Source organism: Bacillus sp. NTK071 (assembly GCF_017303315.1).
Lineage (GTDB): Bacteria > Bacillota > Bacilli > Bacillales > Guptibacillaceae > Guptibacillus.
This window is the reverse complement of record NZ_JAFKOI010000003.1, coordinates 198,829-224,292: the sequence shown is the minus strand read 5'-3', so window position 1 is coordinate 224,292 and position 25,464 is coordinate 198,829. Positions and strand designations below refer to the sequence as shown.

General features: G+C 40.5%; 25 protein-coding genes and 1 pseudogene. 18 read left to right on the top strand and 8 right to left on the bottom strand.

Translation table 11 applies throughout. From position 1 onward, the window contains the following. Positions 1–6 precede the first annotated feature (6 nt). From JI666_RS08795 to JI666_RS08755, 9 genes and pseudogenes are all read left to right on the top strand, one after another. On the top strand, positions 7–801 hold the full coding sequence (locus JI666_RS08795) for an MBL fold metallo-hydrolase (RefSeq protein WP_206890869.1): 795 nt from the start codon (positions 7–9) through the stop codon (positions 799–801). 90 nt (positions 802–891) lie between these two features. Continuing rightward, entirely contained in the window at positions 892–2,100 is a 1,209-nt protein-coding gene (locus JI666_RS08790; protein ID WP_206890868.1) for a S1C family serine protease, read from the top strand. An 84-nt stretch (positions 2,101–2,184) separates the two neighbouring features. Beyond that, complete coding sequence (locus tag JI666_RS08785; RefSeq protein ID WP_206890867.1) at positions 2,185–2,349, top strand: CxxH/CxxC protein; 165 nt, start codon at positions 2,185–2,187, stop codon at positions 2,347–2,349. 110 nt (positions 2,350–2,459) lie between these two features. Beyond that, positions 2,460–2,939 carry a 23S rRNA (pseudouridine(1915)-N(3))-methyltransferase RlmH gene (gene rlmH, locus JI666_RS08780; RefSeq protein WP_206890866.1) on the top strand — a complete coding sequence of 160 codons (480 nt, stop codon included), beginning with the start codon at positions 2,460–2,462 and terminating at the stop codon, positions 2,937–2,939. Between the two features lie 211 nt (positions 2,940–3,150). Then, positions 3,151–3,621: an inner membrane protein YiaA gene (gene yiaA, locus JI666_RS08775; RefSeq protein ID WP_206890865.1), complete on the top strand. Its 471-nt coding sequence runs from the start codon at positions 3,151–3,153 to the stop codon at positions 3,619–3,621. 229 nt (positions 3,622–3,850) lie between these two features. Then, positions 3,851–5,374, top strand: a pseudogene (gene mqo / locus JI666_RS08770) (malate dehydrogenase (quinone)); the annotation flags it as partial. A gap of 253 nt (positions 5,375–5,627) precedes the next feature. Further along, positions 5,628–5,897, top strand: a complete 270-nt coding sequence (locus tag JI666_RS08765; protein WP_206890862.1) for a DUF4190 domain-containing protein — start codon at positions 5,628–5,630, stop codon at positions 5,895–5,897. 494 nt (positions 5,898–6,391) lie between these two features. Next, positions 6,392–7,579 carry a ParM/StbA family protein gene (locus JI666_RS08760; protein WP_206890861.1) on the top strand — a complete coding sequence of 396 codons (1,188 nt, stop codon included), beginning with the start codon at positions 6,392–6,394 and terminating at the stop codon, positions 7,577–7,579. A 12-nt stretch (positions 7,580–7,591) separates the two neighbouring features. Further along, entirely contained in the window at positions 7,592–8,155 is a 564-nt protein-coding gene (locus JI666_RS08755) for a hypothetical protein (protein ID WP_206890859.1), read from the top strand. Between the two features lie 58 nt (positions 8,156–8,213). On the opposite strand, the gene nagE is transcribed toward JI666_RS08755, so the two are convergent. Further along, positions 8,214–10,067 (bottom strand): N-acetylglucosamine-specific PTS transporter subunit IIBC, encoded by a 1,854-nt coding sequence (nagE, locus tag JI666_RS08750; protein ID WP_206890857.1) that lies wholly within the window; start codon positions 10,065–10,067, stop codon positions 8,214–8,216. Positions 10,068–10,248: 181 nt separating this feature from the next. Between nagE and nagA the strand changes: the two genes are divergently transcribed. From nagA to JI666_RS08725, 5 genes are all read left to right on the top strand, one after another. Continuing rightward, positions 10,249–11,427 (top strand): N-acetylglucosamine-6-phosphate deacetylase, encoded by a 1,179-nt coding sequence (gene nagA / locus JI666_RS08745; protein ID WP_206890850.1) that lies wholly within the window; start codon positions 10,249–10,251, stop codon positions 11,425–11,427. 12 nt (positions 11,428–11,439) lie between these two features. Beyond that, entirely contained in the window at positions 11,440–12,156 is a 717-nt protein-coding gene (nagB, locus tag JI666_RS08740) for a glucosamine-6-phosphate deaminase (protein WP_206890847.1), read from the top strand. 33 nt (positions 12,157–12,189) lie between these two features. Further along, positions 12,190–12,912, top strand: a complete 723-nt coding sequence (locus JI666_RS08735) for a GntR family transcriptional regulator (protein ID WP_206890846.1) — start codon at positions 12,190–12,192, stop codon at positions 12,910–12,912. Positions 12,913–12,927: 15 nt separating this feature from the next. Continuing rightward, entirely contained in the window at positions 12,928–13,677 is a 750-nt protein-coding gene (locus tag JI666_RS08730; RefSeq protein WP_206890844.1) for an SIS domain-containing protein, read from the top strand. 289 nt (positions 13,678–13,966) lie between these two features. Next, on the top strand, positions 13,967–14,197 hold the full coding sequence (locus JI666_RS08725) for an excisionase family DNA-binding protein (RefSeq protein ID WP_048311162.1): 231 nt from the start codon (positions 13,967–13,969) through the stop codon (positions 14,195–14,197). A gap of 52 nt (positions 14,198–14,249) precedes the next feature. Here JI666_RS08725 and JI666_RS08720 read toward each other — a convergent pair whose 3' ends face one another. Beyond that, on the bottom strand, positions 14,250–14,618 hold the full coding sequence (locus tag JI666_RS08720; RefSeq protein ID WP_206890842.1) for a VOC family protein: 369 nt from the start codon (positions 14,616–14,618) through the stop codon (positions 14,250–14,252). 129 nt (positions 14,619–14,747) lie between these two features. On the opposite strand from JI666_RS08720, the gene yxzF reads away from it, so the two are divergent. Continuing rightward, positions 14,748–14,837, top strand: coding sequence for a small protein YxzF (gene yxzF / locus JI666_RS22065; protein ID WP_491745569.1), 90 nt, complete (start codon positions 14,748–14,750; stop codon positions 14,835–14,837). Positions 14,838–14,883: 46 nt separating this feature from the next. Here yxzF and JI666_RS08715 read toward each other — a convergent pair whose 3' ends face one another. After that, positions 14,884–16,338 carry a phospholipase D family protein gene (locus tag JI666_RS08715; RefSeq protein WP_206890841.1) on the bottom strand — a complete coding sequence of 485 codons (1,455 nt, stop codon included), beginning with the start codon at positions 16,336–16,338 and terminating at the stop codon, positions 14,884–14,886. Positions 16,339–16,502: 164 nt separating this feature from the next. Here JI666_RS08715 and JI666_RS08710 point away from each other — a divergent pair, with 164 nt between their 5' ends. Beyond that, positions 16,503–18,014, top strand: coding sequence for an RQC-minor-2 family DNA-binding protein (locus tag JI666_RS08710; RefSeq protein ID WP_206890839.1), 1,512 nt, complete (start codon positions 16,503–16,505; stop codon positions 18,012–18,014). Between the two features lie 76 nt (positions 18,015–18,090). Here the strand turns inward: JI666_RS08710 and JI666_RS08705 are convergent, their stop codons facing one another. Together JI666_RS08705 and JI666_RS21650 are read right to left on the bottom strand one after the other, a co-directional pair. Beyond that, a complete protein-coding gene (locus JI666_RS08705) occupies positions 18,091–19,422 on the bottom strand; it encodes an MFS transporter (RefSeq protein WP_206890837.1) in 1,332 nt (443 codons plus the stop codon). An 88-nt stretch (positions 19,423–19,510) separates the two neighbouring features. Continuing rightward, positions 19,511–19,636 (bottom strand): hypothetical protein, encoded by a 126-nt coding sequence (locus tag JI666_RS21650; protein ID WP_286170675.1) that lies wholly within the window; start codon positions 19,634–19,636, stop codon positions 19,511–19,513. 123 nt (positions 19,637–19,759) lie between these two features. Here JI666_RS21650 and JI666_RS08700 point away from each other — a divergent pair, with 123 nt between their 5' ends. Together JI666_RS08700 and JI666_RS08695 are read left to right on the top strand one after the other, a co-directional pair. Next, positions 19,760–20,956, top strand: coding sequence for a class I SAM-dependent rRNA methyltransferase (locus tag JI666_RS08700; protein ID WP_206890836.1), 1,197 nt, complete (start codon positions 19,760–19,762; stop codon positions 20,954–20,956). A 55-nt stretch (positions 20,957–21,011) separates the two neighbouring features. Beyond that, the gene (locus JI666_RS08695; RefSeq protein WP_206890835.1) at positions 21,012–21,629 is read left to right on the top strand and encodes an NAD(P)-dependent oxidoreductase; all 618 of its coding nucleotides are present in this window, start codon (positions 21,012–21,014) and stop codon (positions 21,627–21,629) included. 43 nt (positions 21,630–21,672) lie between these two features. Here the strand turns inward: JI666_RS08695 and JI666_RS08690 are convergent, their stop codons facing one another. From JI666_RS08690 to JI666_RS08680, 3 genes are read right to left on the bottom strand one after another with little or no spacing between them, the layout of a single operon-like run. Continuing rightward, entirely contained in the window at positions 21,673–22,887 is a 1,215-nt protein-coding gene (locus JI666_RS08690) for an iron-containing alcohol dehydrogenase (RefSeq protein WP_206890834.1), read from the bottom strand. Positions 22,888–22,904: 17 nt separating this feature from the next. Next, positions 22,905–24,431: an aldehyde dehydrogenase family protein gene (locus JI666_RS08685; RefSeq protein ID WP_206890833.1), complete on the bottom strand. Its 1,527-nt coding sequence runs from the start codon at positions 24,429–24,431 to the stop codon at positions 22,905–22,907. 19 nt (positions 24,432–24,450) lie between these two features. Beyond that, positions 24,451–25,341 (bottom strand): R2-like ligand-binding oxidase, encoded by an 891-nt coding sequence (locus tag JI666_RS08680; protein ID WP_206890832.1) that lies wholly within the window; start codon positions 25,339–25,341, stop codon positions 24,451–24,453. Positions 25,342–25,464 lie beyond the last annotated feature (123 nt).

Here is a 25,464-nt window from a genome sequence, read left to right as displayed (position 1 = left end):
TGTTATATGTCTCTTGAATTTAGTGTGCTTGCAAGCGGGAGCACTGGTAATGCCATTTACGTCGGTACAGAGAAGCATAAGCTTCTTGTTGATGCGGGCTTAAGTGGCAAGAAATTAGAAGAATTGTTTGCAAAAGCCCATCTTGATCCTAAAGATCTAGATGGGTTGCTTGTGACTCATGAACATAGTGATCATATTAAAGGTCTAGGGATATTTGCTAGGCGTTATAAGCTGCCTATTTATGCAAATGCAAAGACTTGGGATGCAATGAGTGGTCTTATTGGTGAAATCCCTGTTGATCAGAAGTTTCATTTCGATATGGAAACCGTTAAAACCTTCGAAGATCTTGATGTTGAGTCTTTTGGTGTATCCCATGATGCTGCCGAGCCAATGTTCTATGTGTTCCATCACGAAGGAAAAAAGCTAAGCATCGCAACGGACCTAGGTTACGTTAGTGACCGAATTAAAGGTACAATTCGTGACTCTGATATGATGGTTTTTGAGTCTAATCACGATATTAATATGCTTATGATGGGGCGTTATCCATGGAATGTGAAACGAAGAATCCTTGGAGATATGGGTCATGTATCAAATGAAGATGCTGGAGCTGCGTTAGCAGATGTTATAGGCGATCAAACGAAGCGTATTTATTTAGCCCATTTAAGTAAAGATAATAACATGAAAGACCTGGCAAGACTGTCTGTTCAGCAAACGCTTGAACAAAGTGGGTTTTTGGTTGGAGATAAAATCGATTTATACGATACTGATCCTATGAATCCAACACTCGTCACAACGTTATAGCTACTAGCGTTAGACTTTTGTATCTATTTTTTCAAGCAGTTATCAGCTGTCGCACAGGTCTCCTTTTTTTTGAAAGGAAAGGTGAAGAAATTGGGCTATTATGATGGCGACGATTATAATCAACCAAAGAAGCAGAAAGGTAACCGTGGTGGTGCGTTTTTAGCTGGACTTCTGGGAGCTGTTCTTGGCGCATTGTTAATTCTTTTCACGGTTCCAGCTCTATCTGACTTTGGTGTTGTTCCTGAAGTTGCTCCTGAACCGGAGGAAGAGAGCGGAGTAGGTAACCAGGGTGCAGAGACGAAAGACCTTCGAATTGATGTGACAAATGATATTACATCTGCTGTTGAAAATGTAGGTAAAGCTGTTGTTGGCGTTATTAACTTACAAAAGACGGATTTTTGGGCTGAAGACTATGGTGAGGCAGGCGCAGGATCAGGTGTAATTTATAAAAAAGAAGGTAAGCAAGCATTCGTTGTTACAAATAATCACGTTGTTGAAGGTGCAGGACAGATTGAGATTAGTTTAAACGCCGAGAAACGCGTGCCTGCGGAGCTTGTAGGCACTGACCCTCTTATGGACCTTGCCGTACTTAAAATCCCCTCAGAGTCCGTTACAACGGTTGCAGAGTTTGGTGATTCGGATACGTTGAAGCCTGGTGAACCTGCGATTGCAATCGGGAATCCACTTGGTTTCCTTGAAGGAACAGTCACTCAGGGAATTATCAGTAATCCTGAGCGATCTTTTCCGGTTGATACTGATCAAAATGGAACGATTGATTGGAATGCTGACGTAATCCAGACAGATGCATCAATTAATCCAGGAAATAGCGGTGGAGCACTGATTAATATATCAGGACAATTAATCGGTATTAACTCAATGAAAATTGCGCAATCCAGTGTAGAAGGGATTGGTTTCTCAATTCCAATTAATATGGCTGCTCCCATCATAAATGATCTAGAGTCCTATGGCGAAGTAAGAAGACCAGAGATTGGAATTGGCACTAAATCATTATCTGAGATCCCAACTTATCATTGGAGTGAATCGCTTAAGCTTCCAAAGGATATTGATTATGGCGTTGTTGTGATGAGCGTTTTCCCAACTTCTTCTGCAGACCAAGCTGGCTTGAAAGAACTTGATGTTATTACTGCAATGGATGGTAAGCAAATTAAAAACTCGATAGAACTTCGCAAGTTTCTTTATACAAAGAAAAAAATTGGGGATAAAGTGAAACTGACCATTTATCGTGAAGGAACGAAAGAAGAGTTAGATTTAACACTAGCGCAACAGCAAAGCTCTTAAAAAACAACAGGAGGGGGAACTCTCCTGTTTCCTTTTGGTGAAAACTTATGCACAGTGGATAACAATTGAACAAGGAGGGATCATATGAAATTAGTTTGTTGTGAAGATCATGTTGAGCTAGCGCTAGACGTTGCAGTCGATGAAACAGGTCATTTCCCAGTACTAGAAAAGGTACAGGGGGATGAGGACAATTTGTCCACAACCTGTGAGTATTGTAATAATCCTGCAACATATATAGTGTCGAACTAATATTCGGTCACGACATGTGGATGAAAATTGTGTATATGTGGATAAAATCTGTGGATAACCTGTTTATTTTCTGTGGATTTACGAAATAGTGAACAAGTGGGGATAAATAAATGAATATAAGTATTGTAACGGTAGGAAAACTGAAGGAGAAATACTTAAAACAAGGAATTGCTGAGTATACGAAGCGATTAGGCCCTTTTGCAAAGGTAGAGGTTATTGAAGTAGCTGACGAAAAGGCACCCGAGAATTTAAGTGAAACTGAAATGATTCAAGTAAAAAAAGCTGAGGGAGATCGAATCCTAGGTAAAATCTCTCCTGATGCACATGTGATCGCTCTCGCAATTGATGGAAAGATGAAAACATCCGAACAGCTTGCTCACAATTTGGATCAGCTTGCTACCTATGGAAAGAGTAAAGTGGCATTTGTTATTGGGGGCTCTCTTGGACTAAGTGAAGATGTACTTAAGAGAGCGAATGATACACTTTCTTTTTCAAAAATGACTTTCCCTCATCAATTAATGCGGCTTGTTCTAGTGGAACAGATTTATAGGGCGTTTAAAATTAACCGAGGGGAACCGTATCATAAATAGCTGTAGTTTTTGTAATAAAAAGCAGATGAAGAATTAACCAGCTCATCGTAATCCTAATTAGCCGTATTAACAATGAGGTGTTAACCCCATTGTTATGTAAATAAATATTCATCCAATAATAATAAACAAAATCTGTAATAAATTGCTATAATGGTTTCAATAGGGCAGTGTAGGAACCTACATGTTGAATGACGGTAAGGGGGATCGGCTAATGTCTGATATGAATGAAAATCCGTTAATGAATATGGATGAAAAGAAGCCAAAGATCAAGGTGGAAAGAAAAGAAGGGGAACCGACTGCAGCTTTTAAAGGGGCAAGTTGGGCAGCTTTGGTAATAGGTGTTTTCGCTTATCTGATTGGCCTTTTCAATGCCGCAATGGAACTGAATGAGAAGGGGTATTACTTTGCTGTATTGGTATTCGGACTGTATGCAGCGGTCTCCCTGCAAAAAGCGGTTAGGGACAAGGAAGAGGATATCCCGGTTTCGGGCATCTATTATGGGCTCAGTTGGTTTGCTGTTATTACAGCCATTTCCCTGATGGCAATCGGACTTTATAATGCTGGAAGTATCATCTTAAGCGAAAAAGGATTTTATGGTATGTCATTTGTTCTTAGTCTATTTGCGGCCATTACCATTCAGAAAAATATTCGAGATACGCAATTGGCTAGAGAAAAGGATTAATAATGGGGGGCGGTACTGCTAACAGTACTGTCCTTTTTTGTTAGTCAGAATCAGAGCTTATAGGTGCCTTGAGTGATTAGAAAGGGAATAACTTATCTAATTATTAAAGAAATTTCATTTTCAAACATGATAACGAACTATGATAAGGTTATAATGGAGATAGAAAAGGTATGTTCCTAAGTGAGGCCAGCTTTATGCGAAACTTGAGCATAAGCGCCTACTCTTTTTACAAATAAATGAGATAAGGAATGGTATCATGGGCAACAATCAAAAAAAAGACATTATTTTAATCGGTGCTGGAGTTATGAGTGCGACTTTAGGATCTTTACTTAAACAATTAGCACCTGAATGGGAAATTAAAGTGTTTGAGAAACTAGACTCTGCAGGGGAAGAAAGCTCGAATGAATGGAATAATGCTGGAACGGGACACGCTGCGCTATGTGAGCTAAACTATACGTCTGAGAATGCTGATGGATCGATCGACATTAGCAAAGCTGTAAAGGTTAATGAACAGTTTCAGCTTTCAAGGCAGTTCTGGTCCTATTTAGTGAAAAACGGTTTAATTAGTAATCCGCAGGATTTTATCATGCCTCTTCCTCATATGAGTTTAGTACATGGAGAGAGTAATGTAGCGTTTTTGAAAAAGCGTTTGGAAGCGTTGTCAGAGAGCCCCCTATTTAAAGGGATGGAATTCTCGGAGGATCCTGAAAAACTGAAAGAATGGATTCCCCTCATCATGGAGGGACGAACATCGGATGAACCGATTGCAGCTACAAAAATCGATTCTGGTACAGATGTAAATTTCGGTGCACTAACTCGCCTCATGTTTGATCATTTGAAGAGTGAAAACGTAGAGGTTAACTACAAGCATAGCGTAAAGGATATCAAGCGCATGAAAGACGGTTTATGGGAAGTGAAGGTACACGATATTAATAACGACAAACTCGAGTACCACACTGCAGATTTCGTCTTTATCGGAGGTGGAGGTGGTAGTCTTCCACTACTACAAAAGACTGGAATTCCAGAGGCGAAGCAAATCGGAGGATTCCCTGTAAGTGGGCTCTTTATGGTTTGCAAAAATCCTGAGGTAATCGAACAGCATCACGGAAAGGTATACGGCAAAGCAAAGGTTGGTGCTCCTCCAATGTCTGTTCCGCATCTTGACACGAGGTACATCAACAACGAAAAGACCTTGCTCTTTGGCCCATTCGCAGGCTTTTCGCCAAAGTTCTTAAAAACTGGTTCAAATATGGATTTGATTAACACAGTAAAGCCGAATAATGTGTTAACGATGATGTCGGCTGGCCTAAAAGAAATGGGTCTTACAAAATACCTGATCCAGCAGGTTATGTTATCGGATGAAAAACGTATGGAAGAAGTGCGTGAATTTATTCCAACCGCTAAACTTGAAGATTGGGATACAGTAGTAGCAGGCCAGCGCGTACAAATTATTAAGGATACGGAATCTGGCAAAGGAACTTTGCAATTTGGTACTGAGGTTGTGAGCTCTTCTGACGGCTCGGTTGCTGCGTTGTTAGGCGCTTCTCCAGGTGCTTCTACAGCAGTTCACGTTATGCTTGAAGTATTAGAAAAGTGTTTCCCAAATCACATATCAGATTGGGAAGCAAAAATTAAAGAAATGATTCCATCCTATGGCGTCTTAATAGGGAATCACCCTGAGCTTTTCGAAGAAATTCATTCTTCAACAGCCCTTACACTGGGACTTCATCAAAAAGAGACGGTTTATAGTTAATAAATTCGTGATGTAGAAACAGGATTAAGCTTTCCAATTTAATGAGTAGAATATACCGAAGTTAATTTTGGGAGCCATTGATCTTACGCCTTCTTAAAACAATAACTTTGAGATAATGCGGTAGTTAATCTACCGCATTTTTTGTTTGCTCCTATAAAGTTTTTGTAATAAAAATAAAAATTGTTTAATAAATTCAATTATGTAAAAAAACAGGTTACTAAAGAGAGAACACTATTTTAAAGGGGGAATTTGAATGGAAGGGAATGTTAACGTAACACAACAGCAACAGAGCAACGGTCTAGCAGTTTCAGCCTTGGTGCTAGGAATCATTGGCCTTGTCCTCTTTGCAGTGCCATTAATCCCATATCCTCTTGCCATTTTAGCAATTATTTTCGGCGTAATTGGTATGAAGAATCCATTTAAAAAGGGGTTTGCAGTTACTGGGTTAATAACAGGCATTGTAACAATTGGCTTGAAAATATGGTTTTGGGCAGGCTTAGCCTCTTTAGCCTCCTTAATGTAACGTTTAGATTGCTCTAAACAGATTGCGAAAGTGGCGGTTCTCTTAGTGAGGCCTCCACTTTTATTAATAGGTCATTATTCTAACCCTCATTTTATTTCCTCATAAAATGCTAATCCGCTTCTTCATTTAAAACCGACTCATTTCCACCTGCTCACATATTTCATTAGACGGAGGAGTATTGTCCATTTGACAGAGATTATAAATCTCCACAAAAAAATGTTTACGACTAATGTATACAAGTAAACAGAATTGTATACATTGTACACATTAATCGTATACAAGTATACAAAGATGTACACACGTTGGTATATAAGGTGTTTACAATATTGTTTACATGAATACATATTTTGTTTACAAGTACACGTTTTTGTATACATGTAAACGTAATTGTAAACTAGATAAATTGACTTATTGACGCGGGTCACATATTTCTATAACTTTTAAGTTAATAGTAGAAATACTAGACTATTAAAAATGAAAGGGTGGATCATTAAATGAGTAATTCAAGAATTGCAGCAGTAGATGTAGGTAATGACTCTTTAAAAGGAATTTATGGAAAACTTGAATCCGACCTATACATACCAAACGTTATCGCAAGAGATATAGAAGATCGTCCAGTAATTGGAATAGAGGAGCTTGATACGAAAGATCCGCTTGACGGAATTCACATTCGTGTTCACTCGCCAGCTTTAAAAGATAATAACGCCATTTATCGTGTTGGTAATCTAGCAACGAAAAGTGACAACCCAATGGAATTGGATCCAGGTAGTGCGAAATCTGAAGAAGATCAAACGCTCGTTATGCTTTTTGCATCACTTGCTTTAGATGCAGTTAATGAGAAAAATTCTGCTAACTTCAAGAACCAAAATGGTGTTGTTGATGCAAACTACACACTTGGAACAGGTCTTCCATTACGTGAAGTAAAAGAAGGCAAAGACGTTGGCTATCGTTCAAGATTACTAGGATCAGTTCATCAGGTAGAGTTTCTTGTGACACCTAAGTATCAGGGTAAGAAGGTAAACATTAAATTCGATGAAGTTAAAGTTTATCCTGAAGGATTTGCTGCGTACATTAACCTTGTAATGGACAACGATCTTAATATTATTAATAAAGATTTGATTGATAAGCGTATTTTGATTCAGGATATTGGTGGACTTTCAACAGATATCGCAGTTATTAAGAATAGAAACGTTGATGATGACAAAGCACAGGGCTTTAATATTGGAGTAGCTGAGTCACTTGAAGCTATTCGTGAAGAGATTCGCTCAAAGCATGGCGTGGAGCTTGATAGCCGTCGTGACGTAGTAGATATCATTACGAAGAAAAATGATCGTAACCATATCATGGTGCGCGGTAGTCGTACGAGCGTTCACGATATTACAGATCGTATTCTACTTGAACTTGCTAAGAAGCAGTATCGTCATCTTCGCAATGTATGGCAGAAAAACTCTCAGTCTGAGATTTGCTATTTTGTTGGTGGTGGCTCAATTGTTTTGAAAGATTATCTTAAAACGCTAAATAACAACCTGGATGGCTATAATATTGACTTCTTTGAAGATGAGAAAGAGAGCATCTGGATGATGTCAAACGCTTATTATAAGCTAATTTCTGATTTCAACAGAAAGAATACAAAGGAAAAGCCTCAAGAAAAAAGAGAAGAAAAGCACAAGGTCAAAAACTAGTAGGGTGATTTGATGAAAAAGGCGGGGATGACTGGGATTCAGAGAGGACAGGCAATCACATTTCGTCTTCCTTCTGACACACCTGATCATATTCTAAAGCAACTGCAAAAGCTTAAAGAAGAAGAAAAGCGTAACTTCTCAAGCCGCATTGCGGAGTATGTGTTAGATGGTGTTACTCAAACGATAAGACGCGACAACGATGCCATCACCGTTCCTTTACCAAAAGGGTTAAGTAAGGCGCAAAGGGATTGGCTTAAGCATGAGCATTCAGAGGCGCTTCTCGGAAACATCGTTTACCAAATTTTATCAGATCCTCTGCGCGCTGCCTCACTCCTTGCATCGTTCACTAGTAACTCGATTGATATTGATCAGGCGCTCTATTTGCAAGAGGAATTTTCAAACAGAGCAGTGCAAAGAGAAGTGTCAGATACTATTGAAGCTCCAGTAGATTCTGACGATGATCTAATGAATTTTGATTGGGATCAAGCGAAGCAGGAGCAAAGTTCAGCGGTTGAAGAGGAAGAAGAGAGTGCAGATGATCTACTTGGCGGCTTTCTAGATCGGATGAATAAGTAATAAGAAAAGGCAGCAGGAATCATTCCTGCTGCCTTTTTTGATAGATTGTGAGTGTATATTAATCAATTGAGAGTATGCCTGACTCACCTTGCTTCACGCTACCTGTCTTCTTTACTTTCAATGTTTTTAGGTTAGTGAAAATGATTGGCGTAGCAAGAGAGGGAATAGACCGTCTAATGGAATCAATGTCCACTTCCATAAGCTTCTGTCCCTTTTTAACTGCTTCACCCTCTTTTACCAGGGTTGTGAATCCTTCACCTTTAAGGTTAACTGAATCTATTCCTACATGAATTAGAATTTCTACCCCTTGCGTGGATCGAATACCGATCGCGTGTTTGGTAGGGAAAACGCTAACAATTTCCCCGTCAACAGGTGAAGTAAAGGTTCCATTCTCGGGTAATATAGCGAAACCGTCACCCATCATACCTGCAGAAAATACTTCGTCTGGTACTTCTGTTAGTGGAATAATTTTACCTTGAACAGGCATTACAAAATCTTGCTCGGCAAGTGCAGTTTGTGCAGTTGAGTCGCCTTGACTAGTAGCAGGATTTGAACTTGTGCCACGCATTGCATCAGCAACGAATTCAACATCTGTGCCAACAATAATCTGTAAGTTACGATTATTAACTTTAACAACACCACGAGCACCGTGCCTTTTTAACTCTGCTTCATCAACTTTTGACATATCATTCATCTGTAAACGCAGTCGAGTTGTGCAGTTATCAATGGATGAGATGTTATCAATACCCCCAATACTTCTTATAAAGTGACCAGCCATAATGTCGTACTTGTCACCTTCCGTTTTGTTAGTCTGAATCATCATATCCTCATCTTCCCTACCCGGCGTTTTCAAATTCAGTTTCTTTATTAAGAAATAGAAAATAACGAAATAGATGATTCCATATAACAATCCAATTCCTAGAAGGAGGGCTGGTTTTTGGGCAAGTCCATAATTAAGGAAAAAGTCAATTGCTCCGGCTGAAAACCCGAATCCATGATGAATATCAAGTACATAAGACAAAACCATAGAGCTTGCTGTTAAGAGTGCATGAATCCCATATAATAGCGGTGAAAGGAACATGAAAGCAAACTCAATTGGTTCAGTAATCCCTGTTAAAAAGGAGGCAAATGCAATTCCTATTAACATCCCGCCTACCTCTGCTCTTCTATCCTTTTTTGCAGCAGCTATCATTGCAAAGCATGCCGCAGGAAGACCAAACATCATAATTGGGAAGAATCCTGTCATAAAGATACCTGCAGACGGATCCTCAGCGAAGAAGCGATTCAAGTCTCCAGTTGCACCGTTGTATTCTCCGAACACAAACCAGACTAAGCTGTTTAATACATGGTGTAGTCCAAATGGAATGAGTAGCCTGTTTAAGAACCCGAATACTCCTACCCCAAGCGCTCCTGCACCAATAATCCATTCTCCTAAAGCGTTAATGCCCTCTTGAATAGGCGGCCACACGAATCCGAAAATACCAGCTAATAGTATCATTGCAGTTGCAGTGACGATCGGAACGAAGCGTCGCCCGCCAAAGAAGCCAAGCCATGTAGGTAGTTTTATATCATGAAAGCGATTATAGAGAAGTCCTGCAACAATACCTGATAGTATTCCTCCTAAAATGGCCATGTTAATATTCTCATCAATTGCTTTCGTTCCTTGTGTAAGAACGAGATATCCAATTGCACCTGCAAGGCCAGCTGCACCATTGCCATCCTTTGAGAAACCGATCGCCACTCCAATGGCGAAAATGAGTGCTAAGTTTTCAAAAATCGCTCCCCCTGCAGCAGCTACGAAGGGTATACCAAGAAAATCATCCTGTCCTAACCTAAGCAACAAGGCAGCGGCTGGAAGTACAGCAATTGGAAGCATTAATGACTTACCAATGCGTTGTAAAGCTCCGAGCATAAACGTTCAACCCCTTTCACAATTTGAAAACGCTTTTTTGTCATGTTCATCATAACAACCTTAAATATAGTTGTCTATACCAATTTGAGGGCATTTAAATCTGCTGGTTACTTCACTGGTATAGACAACTGTACTTTGTGGTGATACTATTAAAATACCACAACTCATGGAAGGGGTTAACATGATGAGCGACAAGGCTTTTATTATTGAAAATGTAACGGTATATGCCGAACAAGAAACCATTCAAAATGGTTATATAAAAGTGGAAAACGGAAAAATACAAGCCATTGGGCGAGCAGATAATCGAGCGGAGAATCATGACGTTGTCTACCCTACACCTAAAAATTTGAGTTTGCTTCCCGGTATGATTGACGTTCATATCCACGGCGTTAACGGGGCTGACACCATGGATGCAACGCCGGAAGCGCTTGATGTGATGGCAGAATCTCTTCCAAGAGAAGGCACAACTAGTTTTTTGGCTACATCGATTACTCAGAAGGCACACCTTTTAGAGAAAGCAATGAAGAATGCTGGTGAGTACATACATGGAAAGCAACAAATAGGGCGTGCAGAGGTCCTTGGGATTCATCTAGAGGGGCCATTTCTTAACGCTAAGCGAGCTGGAGCACAGCCACCTCATGCTATTCTAGACCCTGATATTAAGCTTTTTAAGGAGTGGAATGAACTTGCTCAAGGAACGATTAAGCTCGTAACATTAGCGCCTGAGAAGAGCGATGGAGTGGCTCTCGTTCGTTATTTATCAGAACAGGGCATTGTAGCTTCAATTGGTCATTCCGATGCAACATATGAAGAAGTAGTAGAGGCTGTTGAAAATGGCGCAACTCATGTGACCCATCTATTTAATGGAATGAGAGGTCTCCACCATCGAGAGCCTGGTGTCGTGGGAGCAGCATTATTAAGCGAGAATTTAAAAGCAGAAGTTATTGCCGATGGTCATCACGTTAGGCCGGAAATGATTCAGCTTGCATATAAGCAGAAGTCAGACAGTGGTGTGATTCTTATTACTGATGCAATGAGAGCCAAGTGCTTGAAGAATGGACGCTATGATTTAGGTGGTCAGAATGTTTGGGTGCAGGATGGGAAAGCAATATTAAAGAATGGAACCCTTGCAGGAAGTGTATTGAAAATGAATGAAGCGCTTCGTAATATTCAAGCTTTTACGGGATGTACACTTAAGAACGCAATTAAGATGGCTGCAGAAAATCCCGCAAAACAGCTTGAAGTGTATGACCGAAAAGGGAGTATAGCAGCTGGAAAAGATGCGGATTTCATTCTTCTGAACGATGATGGGGATGTGGTTATGACATTTTGTAAGGGTCAGCTAGCTTATACGAGATAGGGAGTGAATAGAATGAGGATCATTGAAGCAATCGATTATGAACATATGAGTTCGCTCGCAGCGAGATTTTTAATTGATAAGATCTCTACAAATCCAGAGTTGGTTTTGGGACTTGCTACAGGTGGAACGCCTAGGGGAACTTATAAAAGACTAATTGAAGATCATCGCATGAATGGCACATCATATAAGAAAATGACGACTTATAATTTAGATGAGTATGTGGGGTTATCTCCTGATAACCCAAATAGCTATCATACGTTTATGTATGAGAATTTATTTAGAGAATTGGATATCCCAAGAAACAATATTCATCTTCCAAATGGTGTAGCGCTAGATCTTGTGGAAGAATGTAAGGCATATGAAGAGCGAATTGAAAAGACAGGAGGAATTGATATTCAACTTCTTGGGTTGGGGAGCAATGGGCACATCGGATTTAACGAACCAGGCACATCTTTTGAAGCGAATACTCATCTTGTTGATCTTACGCAGTCCACAAGAGAAGCAAACGCACGATTCTTCAATCAAATTGATGATGTTCCTCGTGAAGCCATTACGATGGGGATTGCTACAATTATGAGAAGTAGAGAAATTCTGTTACTTGTATCTGGTGATACGAAGAGAAGTGCCTTAAAAGAGTTGTTAAATGGTGATGTGCGTGAAACGTTTCCCGCCTCGGTGTTGAACTGTCATCCACATGTTACAATTATTGCTGACCAAAAAGCGCTATAAGTATTGAGCAAGCCTGAAAGGAGTTTGTCTAAGATGATCGATAAGACATCCCCATTGCCGATTTATTATCAACTAGTCGAATGGATCAAAGGGTTAATTGAACAAGGAGAACTAAAACCAGGTGATTCACTTCCATCAGAAAGGGAGTATGCTGAGCGGTTTAGTATTAGCCGTATGACAGTTCGTCAGGCGATAACAGAGCTCGTTAACTCCGGCTACCTTTACCGGCAAAAAGGGGTAGGTACATTTGTTGCTGAGAAGAAAATTGAACAGCAGTTAATGGGGTTAACGAGTTTTACAGAAGATATGAAGTCGCGTGGAATGGAGCCAAGTAGCAAGCTTGTAGGTTTTGAAATTGTTCCTGCTTCAACTTATATTTCTGAACAGTTGGCTATTCAGGAGCATGCTCCTGTCTACGAAATTAAACGAATACGACTGGCTGATGGAATACCAATGGCGTTAGAGAAAACGTACATCTCAGCAAACCTTGTGAAGGGTTTGACTGAAGAAATCGTCCAACACTCGTTGTATCACCACATCGAGAATCAATTATCGATTAAAATAGATGAAGCTACTCAATTGCTGGAGTCGTCTGTTGCAAACCAGCACGAGGCGGATAACCTGAACATACAAAAAGGGGCTCCTATTCTTCTTATTCAACGAAATACAACACTTACAGATGGTACCCCACTTGAAGTCGTGAAATCATCTTATCGAGCTGACCGATATAAATTTATGATTACGCTTAAACGATAATTTGGAGGTGGGTATTTGATTAATGAGTACTTATCGAATGTAAAGGATGCTCTTGAAGTCATAGAGAAAGCAGAAACCAACGCTATAAACCGCGCAGCAGAAGTGATCGCTGACAGTATAGAAAAAGGGAGCATTCTCCACGTTTTTGGTTGCGGGCATTCGCATATGATGTCTGAAGAAGTCTTTTATCGTGCAGGTGGACTTGTACCAATTCATCCTATTTTTGTTGAAAATTTAATGCTACATAAAGGCGGAACACGATCCACTTTATTTGAACGAAAGAATGGATACGCTGAAGCTTTCATGCCTGAACAGGATATAAGACAAGGTGATGTCGTTATTGTCGTTTCGACGTCAGGACGTAATCCTGTTCCTATCGATGTAGCACGTATAAGTAAAGAAAAGGGAGCGTTTGTAATCGGTTTAACGTCGAGGCAGGCTTCAGTTGGACAGCCATCTCGTCATCAAAAAGGTCAATACTTGTATGAGATGGTCGATCTTGTTCTAGATAATCATGTAAAACAAGGGGATGCAGTGATGCACGATGAAGAGCATAATATCTCTTTCGGCTCTATCTCGGGTATTCTTGGTTTGACAATGATGAATACTATAGTTGTTGAAGCGATTAATAAGTTAATTCAGCGAGGGATTGATCCACCCATTTTTAATAGTGGAAATATAGATGGATCTGATGAATCAAACAAGGCACTAATAAAGCGCTATAAAGATCGTATTCCACTTTTGGATAGCCTTAATGATAAGTGAAAGCTCCCCCTGATGTATTAGGAGAGCTTTTTTCATGCTGAACGTTGCTAAAAAAATTACCCCGGTAATAATTCGTTCTGACACTCCGTTATTCGCGCAGCCACCTGAGAATAAAGATGTATTCCAACGATTACATAAAAACCACTCTTCATCTTGTATCCCTCCACTTATTCAGCTTTACCCTATATGCTATAGTTATCTTATACGAAAAAATTTGAAGAAGACATTAGCTTGAGTAGTAATTCACTATAAGCCTTAAGACTTAATCAAGCCAATTGGAGGCATGACTATGTACCTCACGGTTAAAGAAACGGCAGAGTATCTCTCTCTACCTGAGTCCTATATTGAAACCTTAATACGCGAAAAGCGAGTTCGTACGCTATTCGATGGCGAGCAGTATTTACTTTATAAAGAGCAGTTTAACACCCATTTTGAACAGCTTGAAAAGATGAAAAAGAGAATGGAAGAAGAAGCAAATGAGCCGCTACCTGAAGATCCCGATGTGAAGGACGAGGATTAAGTTACTCATTGCACAGTAAGAAAGGATGCCTGAGATGAACGGCATCCTTTCTTTATTTTAGTGAAACTTCGCTCATTATGGCGTGAGTATTCTGCTCACTATCCTGAAAAAAGGCCATCCACGTCTCAGTATCATCCGTTTTTGCGACGACATGAGGTTTGCCCGTAAATATTACCCCATTCTTTTGTAGTCGAGTGTAAGTGGCCTCAATTTCATCTACCTCAAAGTAAATGATGGAACTTTTGTTGGCAGACGCTTTGTTCTCTGGAAGTGAAAGGAGAAGACGTAAACCATTACATTCGAAAAAGGCCATTGTGTTAGTTTCGAATAGAAGTTGCAGCTCAAGCCATTCTTTGTAAAACTGAACAGCACGTTCCATTTTCTGAACCGGTATGCCAATCTGATTCACTTGTTTAATCATTTATAAGACCCCCCCTAATACCTTGAATAACTTGTACTTCTCTCCAGATTCATGCATATCCTTTTTCTATTTCGTTTATGAAATTAAATATCGGGAATACCTCAACTATCAGGAGGAGGGTATCCTTTTATGAGAAAGCTAATTAAACGTGCTATTAAATATGGTCCAATCATCTATCCGATTGTGAAGAAATTGCGAAATAAACAAAGAACAAGGTAAATGAAGAAAATCCCCAAGAAGATCGTTCTCGGGGATTTTCTTATTGCTAGTATGTGGTAACCTGAAAGATCTTCTGAAGGATATACATGACGTATTTAATGGCAGGGAGAGAATCCTGATACTCCTCGTAACCTACAGTATAAACACCATCCTCATTAGACCAGATTCGTTCAAAGTAGCTATCGACATTTTTGACAACTTCACTTTCATTTGGTGCTTTCAAATGGATATTCGTTTCCATATTGTAGTCATCCATATTTCTTGAGGTATAGTTACCTGATCCTCCAACGATTGTACTTTCATTCTTCCCTTTCACATAGAGAAGCTTCGTGTGAAATTGCTCTTTGTTCGTATCGTACCAGCGAACTGAGAGATGTTCTTTATCCTGTTTATGGAGCTCAGCCGTAACAGGGAGATTCGGGAGGCCTATTTTTTGCTGTCCAAATGCATTCTGGTTCGGATCGAGCACAAGACGCACGTCGACCTCCCGATCAGCGGCATCGACAAGAGCATCAACAATATCTCGGTCGGCAAGGTAGAACATACCGATATAGATCATGTTACCTTTTTTGGCATCATCAATAGCTGTTACAACGCTATCTTGAATTTTACTTTCCGTTACGATTTGCGCTTGAATGTTAGAAGTATCATCTGGTTCTGTTTCAGGAATCGTTTCGTCTGGAAAACGAGATAAATCACCGCCAGAATAGGATGCAACTGCTTTTTCGGATTGTATGAGATCATTTAGAATCGGTCCTTTTACCTTAAAAGCAATGTTCGAGTGAAATCCGCTAGCATCGTGAGGATTGGCTGACATAACAATACCAGCATCTTCTGTCACGACAGTTTTTCGATGGTTCGCTTTCACATTTAAGAGTTCTAGATAAGATCTCATGGTGACTTTCGGTGCGGAAGGAGCCATTGGGTTTGGAAGCCATCCAAATCCGTCCTGACCGAACCAAGAAAGTGTCATTCGCCATATCCCTGAATAGAACAAGTTCGGGTCGCGCAGACGGTTTAGATCTGTGTAAATGACTTCTGCTCCCATATCTTTAATCCGTTGAATCTGTTTAGCTTGATGTGAACCATAAGTTGTATTCACTTCATCACTAATCAAAACAACTTCTAGATCCGGGTTTTCTTTCATCTTCTTCACAACGGCTTTTGATAAATCTTCACTTATCTTAGGATAATCCCGTTTTCCATCTGTATAGCCGTTAAATAAGAAGAGATCTAGGATTAAGAAGTCATCTGCTTCCATGATTGTTTGATTGATCTCGTCAAAAATACTATGATCGTAGACTTCTTTGCCATTCTTGTCGTATGTTAAATCATAAAGGAATTCAATGTCATTGTTGTTCAGGTTATGTACTTCTCCTGCGTAAGAGACCCCTTCTGGTAACGGCTTAAATCGATGATAGGTCATCACCCCTACATAAATAAGCAGAAAGATACTTAACACAATCCAACGCTTCTTCTGATACCAGTGTCTCTTTTTCATGTGGTGCGCTCCTCAAATTCTATTTTCTTTTCTATACCCTTACTACGATATATTTATCCCATTTCTCAATGTGTTTTATAGAGAGTTTATTAGTTGTTCCATTTCTAGCACCCGCTTTATACTGAAAGGTAACCTAATGGAATTCAGAAAGCGGGTTTTGCCTTATGAGCGTCGAACAACATGCCTATCATTTTGAAGCTTACCCTTTGTTTGCATTTGTGCCAATGGGAAAGAAGAACAAACGAATTAGAACCTTAGGACAAAAAGTGCAGAAAGGAATCATTCACCGGGTTCATGAACAAGTAAAGCGGAAAGTTGCTGCGCTGTCTTCGGAGGAAATAAGAAAGTTGCAGACGTTCCTAAACCAGGATAGCAACGCGGTTCTACCAATTCCGCTGAATCGCGAAGATGAATTATTTCCACAGTTGATCAAGCCTGAACTTCTACTGTGGAATTCCTTTTCATCCATGCACGGAATACCAATTCACAATGAACTCGCTTATTCTGAACAGTATCTCCAACTTTCGAGTGAAGAATTAGATCTACATCTTGATCGAGTGATTCAGGATTATTTATTTTGCGCAGAAATTGCACTGAAATCCCGTAGTGATTGGGAAAAAGAGATCGTGGAATCTTTTCACCGTCATCCTTTTATTCAATTGGCTAGAAAAAAGAGAGAGGTGGTTGAAGCGGTAGAGAAGATGAACCGTTCCCCACTTATCTCTCTCTTGAATACGCCTGAAGACCTTTCCTACTGGCGCCATCGAGTTGGAGTTGTGCTGAGAGCTTATCGTTCAATCCCTTCTGGTTGGTTATGGGGTGATTTCTGTGATCATGAGAAAGACATGATCTTTCAATCTTCTAAAGGTCAGATTGAGTATCATTGTGAAGAATGTGCGTATTCGATTTATTATCAAGTAAATGAAAAGAACGTCTACCTTAACGAAGAGGTAGATATGGAAAGAGCGCGCAAAAGAATTGTGACGATTGAGCACCAATTTAATGAAATGATAGATAAAACGCCTCTTTTAGTTGAGAAAATAGAAAAATTAGCTAATCTGATTAATCGGGTTGAACCGTATAAATCTCTGTTTGATGAGGTGCTCAAACTTGAAGCGCATTTATCTGACGAGGAACTTGCGTCCATTGAACAACCACACCTCGTTACGACTTATAAACAAATTCGTCATGTGGTTCTACCTGAAAAGAGAGTAGGATCACCGCTAATCTGGTTAGCAAACGTAACTACGGATACAATCGAACCTTTTAAGCCAAGGAAAAGTCTACCTGAGATAAATGAAACCGAAGTGGCACATGTTAGACATTATCTTGAGCAACTAAAAACATTCCAAAAGAAGGATCTTACCGATGACGATGTTTATGTAGAGATCAAGGGACAGGCGATGACTTATGGGCAAGTAAAGTCGCTGATTGCCTTCGTTGAATCGAATGAAAATGATCCATTACACGTGGTTATAAAAGTTCTGACTGGTAAGGCTACAAATGCCATTAGGGCGAAGGGTTTGAATGAAAGCGATGCTTTTGGGCTGCTTGAAGATTGGGAAGAAAAGCATGTTGTGAAAGTGATGAAACAGCTTGAAAAAGATGAAATACTAGTTAAACTTTCAAAAGGATATCAGCTCACGCGCAAAGCCTATCAGCTTGTTCGCGAGTGACAGGCACCACCCGCTTTATGTCGAATGGTGTCATAGTAGAACCTACCGGCTCAACGAGCTGGGAGGTTCTACTTTGCTATTCTTTTTTCCTAGTCTTAGCATAGAGGAACATGATGGCTAAAGAGAGTCCCATTAGAATAAATAAGAACAAGTAGGTAATTTGGAAAGACCCTTTGCTATAGGTTAATCCGTTTAGCTCAAGTAGTATACCTCCAGCTACTGAGCCGGAAGCACTCCCGACGAATTGGATGAGCTGCTTAATGCCAATTCCTGTTCCAATTTGTTCAGAAGGAAGGATACGCGATACTTCATTTGTCGTACTAGAAGATAGGCTTGAGAAACCAAAGCTTGTGAACATATACCCAACCATAATCATGTACTCATTCACTGGTGATAAGAAATAAAAGACCACTGTTGAAAAGAGAAGTAGCCCATGTGCAAGGTAAATGACCTTCATATTGCCATATCGATCAAGAAGTTTGCCGACATAGATGGCGGCTACGGCTGAAAGCATGGCACCAGGGAAAATAATATATCCAACGATGGAAGGTCCTTTCTCGTATACATTTTGAAGCATAAGTGGCATAAGCAATAAGATAGCAAAATGAGTTGTGAATCCAAGGTAACTCATATATAGCAGCATTCGATATTCTTTATTTTTAAATAGTGCAGGTTGAATAAACGGAACATCAGTCTTAGTAATTCGTAGCCAGAGAAGACCACCTACAATGATACCAAGCGCTAGATACATCCAATTAAATGTTGAGATATAAAGCAGGAAACTCGTTACTGTTGCACCTGTTAACAGTGCGCCAATAAAGTCTAAGCTTCCTTTTCGAATCTTCTCATCGGGTAGACGGCGAAACAGAACTGGTATTAATAGGACAACAAAAAGTGTCACGGTAAAAAGGTAATTCCAGTCAAGGTATTCAGTCACCACGCCACCAACAACTGGACCAAGTCCAAAGCCTAGTGAGGAAGCGGAGGCAATCATAGCCATTGCTCTGCCTCGTCTTTCTAGTGGAATGAACCGGCCCGCAAATACCATTGATAACCCAGGGATAGCGGCTGCTCCGGTTGCTTGTAGAAGTCTTGCTGCAAGTAGTAATGGAAAGCTCTCGGAAAAGAAACCGAGTACCGAACCGACCCCAAATATAGTGATTCCAGTTATTAATAAACTTTTTATTGGAAGATAGTCAGACAGGCGTGTATACGTAATCGTAAAGATTGCAAGGATAATCGAATAGCCTGAAACAATCCATGCTCCGTCTGCTGGACTAAGATTGAATTCAATTAGGACGTTTGGAAGTGCTACGTTAAACATTGTCGTATTCATGACAACAAGCCATACCGCAACACTAAGAAGAAGTATCGTTCGGAAATAGCTTGTTGTATTTTGGTCGCTCATTAAAAACCTCCTGATGCTACTTTTGAATCATGAAGCACCAGGTTATTGTAAACGATAAGGGCTTCATCTGTCTCATCTCACGTCCTTATTAAAGCGTATCCTTTTTCTTTTTCAACTGACTGGCAAGTTGTTCTTTAGCTTGGTTGTACGTTAACCCAGAGTTAGCATTACGGCGTTTCACTTCTTCAATATCCGTGCCTGATTTTGTTTTCAAGCATTCTCACCACCTTTTAATGATTAGTTTTAGCTTGATACATGGATTTATCCCTTTAGGTAGACGCTGTTGAACATGATATAATGCAACCATAATAAAAACATGAACAGATAGGATGACATGATGACAAACGAATTAAGCGTGCAGATTCATTCGAAGCACAAAAAGAAATTTGAGAACGGATATCCCCTCATTTTTAAGGAAGCGATCGTAAATAGCGAACGTCTAAAAGAGGAAGGGACCATTCTTAAACTTGAAGATGAGCAGGGACGTTTTATAGGGAAAGGATATTACGGCAGACAGAATAAAGGATATGGCTGGGTTCTGACTCAACAACAGAACGAATCGATCGATCAGGAGTTTTTTGTAAGAAAGATTCAAACAGCGCTTCACTACCGGAATTCCTTCTTTGAAGATGCAAATACGACCGCTTTTCGAGTAGTAAATGGTGAAGGAGACGGCCTAGGTGGTCTAACAATTGATTATTTTGACGGGTTTTATTTAATTAACTGGTACAGTGAAGGCGTCTATTCGTTTAAAAGCTTCGTCGTTGAAGCTTTAAAGCGCCTTGTGGACTTTAAAGGGATCTACGAGAAGAAGCGTTTTGACGCCAAGGGTCAGTATGTTGAAGATGATGACTTTGTCACAGGAGTTCGGGGCGAATTTCCTTTAATCGTTAAAGAGAATGGTGTGGACTTTGCTGTGTATTTAAACGAAGGTGCTATGGTTGGGGTGTTTCTTGATCAGCGTCCTGTTCGTAAGTTAATTCGTGATCAATACGCTAGCGGAAAAACGGTCTTGAATACTTTCTCTTACACAGGGGCTTTTTCCGTCTTTGCTGTTAAGGGAGGCGCATCTAAAACAACCAGTGTCGATCTTGCGAATCGAAGTCTGAACAAAACAATCGAACAATTTAGCGTGAACGGAATTGATTATGAAGAACAAAACATTCTTGTTATGGATGTGTTTAAATACTTTAAGTACGCTGTGAAAAAGAACCTTTCCTTCGACATGGTTATTCTGGATCCACCAAGCTTTGCCCGCTCCAAGAAGCATACGTTCAGTGCGGCAAAAGATTATAAGGATCTTATAAAAGATGCTATTTCCATAACGGAAGATGATGGGATTATTGTTGCCTCAACCAATTATAGTGGTTATGACATGAAGAAATTTAAAGGATTTATTGACCAGGCCTTTAAAGAGACGAACGGAAAGTATAAGTTGCTTGAGGAATTTACACTACCGGAAGATTTTAGAACGATTAAAGAATTCCGTGAAGGCAACTATTTAAAGGTCGTTTTCATTAAAAAAATAAAGTAAATGTTCAAAGTCGAAAGTGGAACGATGTATTGTTCTAAAGGGGGAGGTAGTAACAATGAATTTGATTGTATTTGGGGCTTCAGGGGGCACTGGGAATGCATTCGTAAGACAAGCAATCGCAGCCGGACATCATGTAACAGCTTTTGTTCGAACACCTTCTAAGCTTGAGACTTCTCACAAAAACCTCTCCGTTGAGCTAGGGGATGCGATGCAAGCGGCTGATGTCAAACAGGTGATGCGCCCTGAATTTGATGCGGTTATATCGTGCCTTGGAGCGAATGGTCTTGGAAAAACGACTGATCTTTCTACGATGACAGCGAACATTCTCGATGCAATGAGTATTCACGATGTGAAGCGGATCATCTACATGGCTTCTGCAGGCATTAATAAAGAAATACCTGGTGTTACAGGTTTCATTGCAGGAAAACTGCTGAAAAACGTCCTTGCTGATCATCGAAGAGCGGCAGATCTCCTTGCTGCAAGTGATACAGACTGGACAGTTGCTCGTCCAATGGGGTTAACGAATGATGGAAGAACAAGCGATTATCGCAAAGCAACGAGTGGCGTTCCAAGGGGAGGGCGACGAATTTCAAGAGAAGACGTAGCTGATTTTATGCTTAAAGCAGCTACTGAGCACCTCTACATTCGTCAATCAATCGGACTCGCCAATTGAAAAAGAACCATGAAGCGATCGCTTCACGGTTCTTTTTATATGGTTATACAGATACTTTTTGAGCATGAATCACTCGTTCACCTACAGCTTTTATTAGTTCAGGAGAAAGTGGAAAGTTAAGAGCGGCAGGATCCATTTTAACAGCCGTTATCGTTGCTTCCAAAGCTTCACTCTTTATGTCATATTCCTTAAAGTCTGCAGGAAGGCCGATGTCTTGCTGCATGTACTTAATTTTTTGGATAACGTCCTGTAATAATGTCTCTTTTTCTTTTCCTTTCGTTTCTAGGTTCAACGCTTGGGCGAGCTCTTGTACTTTCGGCAAATACAAATCTGGAATCATTTCGATGATGACAGGAAGGAAAACAGCATTTGCAAGGCCATGTGGGATGCGGAAAAGCGCGCCATATGCATGGGCAAAGTTGTGTACTGGAATCGCATTAAGTGCAAAACTAAAGGCGGTAATTCCCATCATGCTCGCCTGTAGCATCTCCATTCTTGCAGTTAAATTGTGTCCCTGCTTCACTGCAGTTGGAAGGTGGGTTTCGATTAGTCGAATCGCATGTAGCGCATAGGCATCGGTCAATGCTGTCGCTGTTGGTGAGGCGAGTGCTTCGATAGCGTGGGTAAGCGCATCATACCCGGTGAATGCCGTAATGGATGCCGGAAGACCAGTGGTTAGTTCAGGGTCTAAAATAGCCATATCTGAATTAATGAACGGATGTATAATGTTCGTTTTCATTTTGATGTCTTCGTTATAAATAACAGCAATAGGAGAAACTTCTGACCCCGTTCCTGCTGTTGTTGGGATTGAGATATGTGGGATCGGCATATAGTTTGCTTCTGGCCAGGTTAAATAGAGTAGGCCGCCTGGAATGGCTTCTTTAATGTCTGTTAAGCCATGATGAAGACAGTATTTGACTCCTTTTACTGTGTCCATAACGCTTCCACCACCAACTGCAAGTAGACCGTCAGCACTTATTTCTCGTGCGTATCGTAGCGCTGCATTCACGTCTTTACTGCCTGCATCCTGTTTAATATCTAGGTATACTCCTGCAAGTTCTGGTCCTGTCCCATGCGGTGTTAAGGCAAAGATCTCTTTAATTTTCTCGACAATTCCGGCCTGCTCAAGACCACGATCACTAAAAAGGACTACTCGCTTCGATTGAAGTCCCCTAAATAAATCAGGTACTAGCGCGCGAGTTCCTGCACCACTATGAATTGCAGTTCGAAGCATGACTTGAGAATAAGTTAATGACATACTGCTCACCTCCATTTTTAAGATTGGTTTGAAAGAAGAAGACTGTACCAAGTTCTACGTTCCACGTCTGGAACCATCGACGTATGAACATGCTTGATTTGTGTATAGGCATCAAGTGAGTGTTTGCCCATCTCTCTACCAATGCCGCTTTGCTTATATCCACCGAAAGGAGCATCGTTTCGAAGCATATGCCAGTCATTGATCCAAACAACGCCAGCGCGCAGTTTGCGAACGACTTTATATGCTTTATTAACGTCTGCCGTCCATACGCCTGCAGCAAGCCCGTAAATGGTATCGTTAGCCATTCGTATCGCATCTTCAACTTCGCTATAGCGGATGACAGATAAAACAGGTCCAAAGATTTCTTCTCTTGCTATTGTCATATCGTTTGTCACATCTGCAAAAATTGTTGGAGCAATAAAATGTCCTTTCTCACAACCTTCAACTTTCACTACATGTCCACCGCACACGAGGCGAGCGCCTTCTTGCTTTCCTTTTTCGATATAAGATAAAATCGATTCTTCTTGAGTCTCTGAGATTACTGGTCCCATATCAGTAGCGGGATTAAGCGGATTACCTAGAACAAGCTTCTCTGAAAGCTCTTTTAATCCATCTATAACCTGATCATAGATTTTATCTGGAACAAATAATCTTGTGCCAGATTCACAGAGTTGTCCAGAATGGAGGAAGACTCCGAATAAGCTTCCAGGAAGCGCTAGTGAGAGATCTGCATCTTCTAGTAAAATCGATGGTGATTTACCTCCAAGCTCAAGTGTCGTGTTTTTAATCGTTTTAGAAGCGAGACTCATAATGTGGCGACCTACTTCAGTTGAACCAGTAAAGGCAATTTTATCGACTTTCGGATGAGTGGCGAGCGCTTCACCTACTTCTTTACCGCTTCCTGTAACCACATTAATAACACCAGGTGGTACAACTTCAGAAATGATTTCAGCGAGCTTTAGAGTTGTGAGCGGTGTGTAGCTTGCTGGTTTAATAACGATCGTATTACCCATTGCTAGCGCAGGTGCAATCTTCCACGTAGCGATTAACATCGGCATATTCCATGGCGTAATGGCTGCACATACACCGATTGGTTCACGCCAGATGAAATTGTGTGAGGGTCCAGGAAACGGTGGAGAAGGGAGAGTTTCAGAATAGGTGTAATCCAGTACAAATTTACCGAGCGTTTGGAATAAATCAACCATCTGAAGAACATCATTTGAGCCAAGTCTTCGAACTGTTCCGCCTGATGAGATCGCTTCTAATCCCACGAGCTCTTCGGCATTTTCCATGATCTTTTGTGCAATCCCATAAAGGATTTTCGAACGCTCTTTCGGTGGCATTTCTCGCCATTCATCCTGTTCAAATGCAGCAGCTGCGGCTTCCACAGCGCGGTCGACATCCTTCTCTGTTCCGCTTGCTACCTTTGCAACAAGCTCTCCATTCGCTGGATTGACGACATCGAATGTACGTTTAGCTTCTGAGGCGGTCCATTCACCGTTAATGAAAAGCGGATATGACTTGATATCTCCGTTAACTGACATTATTTATCCTCCTTTTGCTTTAAATGACGCCGACATCAGCTTCAAGCGTTTTTTGAATATCTTTTACGCTTTTGCCTTTTGCACGTGCAAGGATATCCATACGAACGGATAACTGTTTCATAGAAAAGGCCATCGTTGCATCCAATGTGTTTCCAAACGCATTTTGAGCTTTTCCACCCATTCCTTCCTGAGTTAACTGTTGGGCAAGTGGAGCAAGTTCATTCATTTTGTTCTGTACGAGATCAAATAGAGGTGGTTTCTCTGCAATCAATCGCTGCAGCAAAAAGGTTCCATAGCCGATATGACGTGATTCATCTCTTTTAAGCAGACCAACACCTTTCATTAAACCTGGCATTATTTGTGCTTGTTCTAGTGATTCATAGAAAGAAAAGTAGCCTGTTTCAGCAAGAACACCTTCAACAAACATATTGTAAATAGTCGATGCTTCAGCAAGTGCTTCCCTTGAATGATCGTGTTCGAGCTTGCCCATTGCTTTAGGCAGAATATGATAGAAAATTTTCTGATATGTGTCAGAATGATAACGTGAGAGATCGTCTTTTTGACCAATTTCGTTAAGGAAAAGTCTGAAAAACTCAGTATGCTTAGCTTCTTCAAATAGAAAAGTCGTTAGATACATCTCTTCTTCAATTCTGCCTTCTTTTGCAATCACCATAATGAGTGGTAGGAGATCAAGTGTTACGGCTTCTTCACCAGCTTGAAATTGCGAAACTAGCCTAAGGATCTCTTCTTGCTGAGCTCCTGATAGAAACTGCCAGTCTTTCACATCCTGTGTGAAATCAATCTCTTTTGGATCCCATCCTCCAAACTTCTTGGCTTTTTGATACAGTCGAAATGGAAGCGAGTCTTCTTGAAGTCCGCGCTCACTTGTCGTTATCATTTCTCTCCTCATATAAGACCACCTTTCATTGCTTGCGATTTAATCCATCAGCTTCTATAATAAAAGGGCTATCATAGAAAGCGCTTACATATTTAGTTTAACGATTTATGTCTGAACATTCGATTCCTGAAAAGA

Coding starts and splice junctions, on each gene's coding strand:
- JI666_RS08795 (WP_206890869.1), top strand. CDS start 7: ATGTCTCTTGAATTTAGTGTGCTTGCAAGCGGGAGCACTGGTAATGCC.
- JI666_RS08785 (WP_206890867.1), top strand. CDS start 2,185: ATGAAATTAGTTTGTTGTGAAGATCATGTTGAGCTAGCGCTAGACGTT.
- rlmH (WP_206890866.1), top strand. CDS start 2,460: ATGAATATAAGTATTGTAACGGTAGGAAAACTGAAGGAGAAATACTTA.
- yiaA (WP_206890865.1), top strand. CDS start 3,151: ATGTCTGATATGAATGAAAATCCGTTAATGAATATGGATGAAAAGAAG.
- JI666_RS08765 (WP_206890862.1), top strand. CDS start 5,628: ATGGAAGGGAATGTTAACGTAACACAACAGCAACAGAGCAACGGTCTA.
- JI666_RS08760 (WP_206890861.1), top strand. CDS start 6,392: ATGAGTAATTCAAGAATTGCAGCAGTAGATGTAGGTAATGACTCTTTA.
- JI666_RS08755 (WP_206890859.1), top strand. CDS start 7,592: ATGAAAAAGGCGGGGATGACTGGGATTCAGAGAGGACAGGCAATCACA.
- nagE (WP_206890857.1), bottom strand. CDS start 10,067: ATGCTCGGAGCTTTACAACGCATTGGTAAGTCATTAATGCTTCCAATT.
- nagA (WP_206890850.1), top strand. CDS start 10,249: ATGATGAGCGACAAGGCTTTTATTATTGAAAATGTAACGGTATATGCC.
- nagB (WP_206890847.1), top strand. CDS start 11,440: ATGAGGATCATTGAAGCAATCGATTATGAACATATGAGTTCGCTCGCA.
- JI666_RS08735 (WP_206890846.1), top strand. CDS start 12,190: ATGATCGATAAGACATCCCCATTGCCGATTTATTATCAACTAGTCGAA.
- JI666_RS08725 (WP_048311162.1), top strand. CDS start 13,967: ATGTACCTCACGGTTAAAGAAACGGCAGAGTATCTCTCTCTACCTGAG.
- JI666_RS08720 (WP_206890842.1), bottom strand. CDS start 14,618: ATGATTAAACAAGTGAATCAGATTGGCATACCGGTTCAGAAAATGGAA.
- yxzF (WP_491745569.1), top strand. CDS start 14,748: ATGAGAAAGCTAATTAAACGTGCTATTAAATATGGTCCAATCATCTAT.
- JI666_RS08715 (WP_206890841.1), bottom strand. CDS start 16,338: ATGAAAAAGAGACACTGGTATCAGAAGAAGCGTTGGATTGTGTTAAGT.
- JI666_RS08710 (WP_206890839.1), top strand. CDS start 16,503: ATGAGCGTCGAACAACATGCCTATCATTTTGAAGCTTACCCTTTGTTT.
- JI666_RS08705 (WP_206890837.1), bottom strand. CDS start 19,422: ATGAGCGACCAAAATACAACAAGCTATTTCCGAACGATACTTCTTCTT.
- JI666_RS08700 (WP_206890836.1), top strand. CDS start 19,760: ATGACAAACGAATTAAGCGTGCAGATTCATTCGAAGCACAAAAAGAAA.
- JI666_RS08695 (WP_206890835.1), top strand. CDS start 21,012: ATGAATTTGATTGTATTTGGGGCTTCAGGGGGCACTGGGAATGCATTC.
- JI666_RS08690 (WP_206890834.1), bottom strand. CDS start 22,887: ATGTCATTAACTTATTCTCAAGTCATGCTTCGAACTGCAATTCATAGT.
- JI666_RS08685 (WP_206890833.1), bottom strand. CDS start 24,431: ATGTCAGTTAACGGAGATATCAAGTCATATCCGCTTTTCATTAACGGT.
- JI666_RS08680 (WP_206890832.1), bottom strand. CDS start 25,341: ATGAGGAGAGAAATGATAACGACAAGTGAGCGCGGACTTCAAGAAGAC.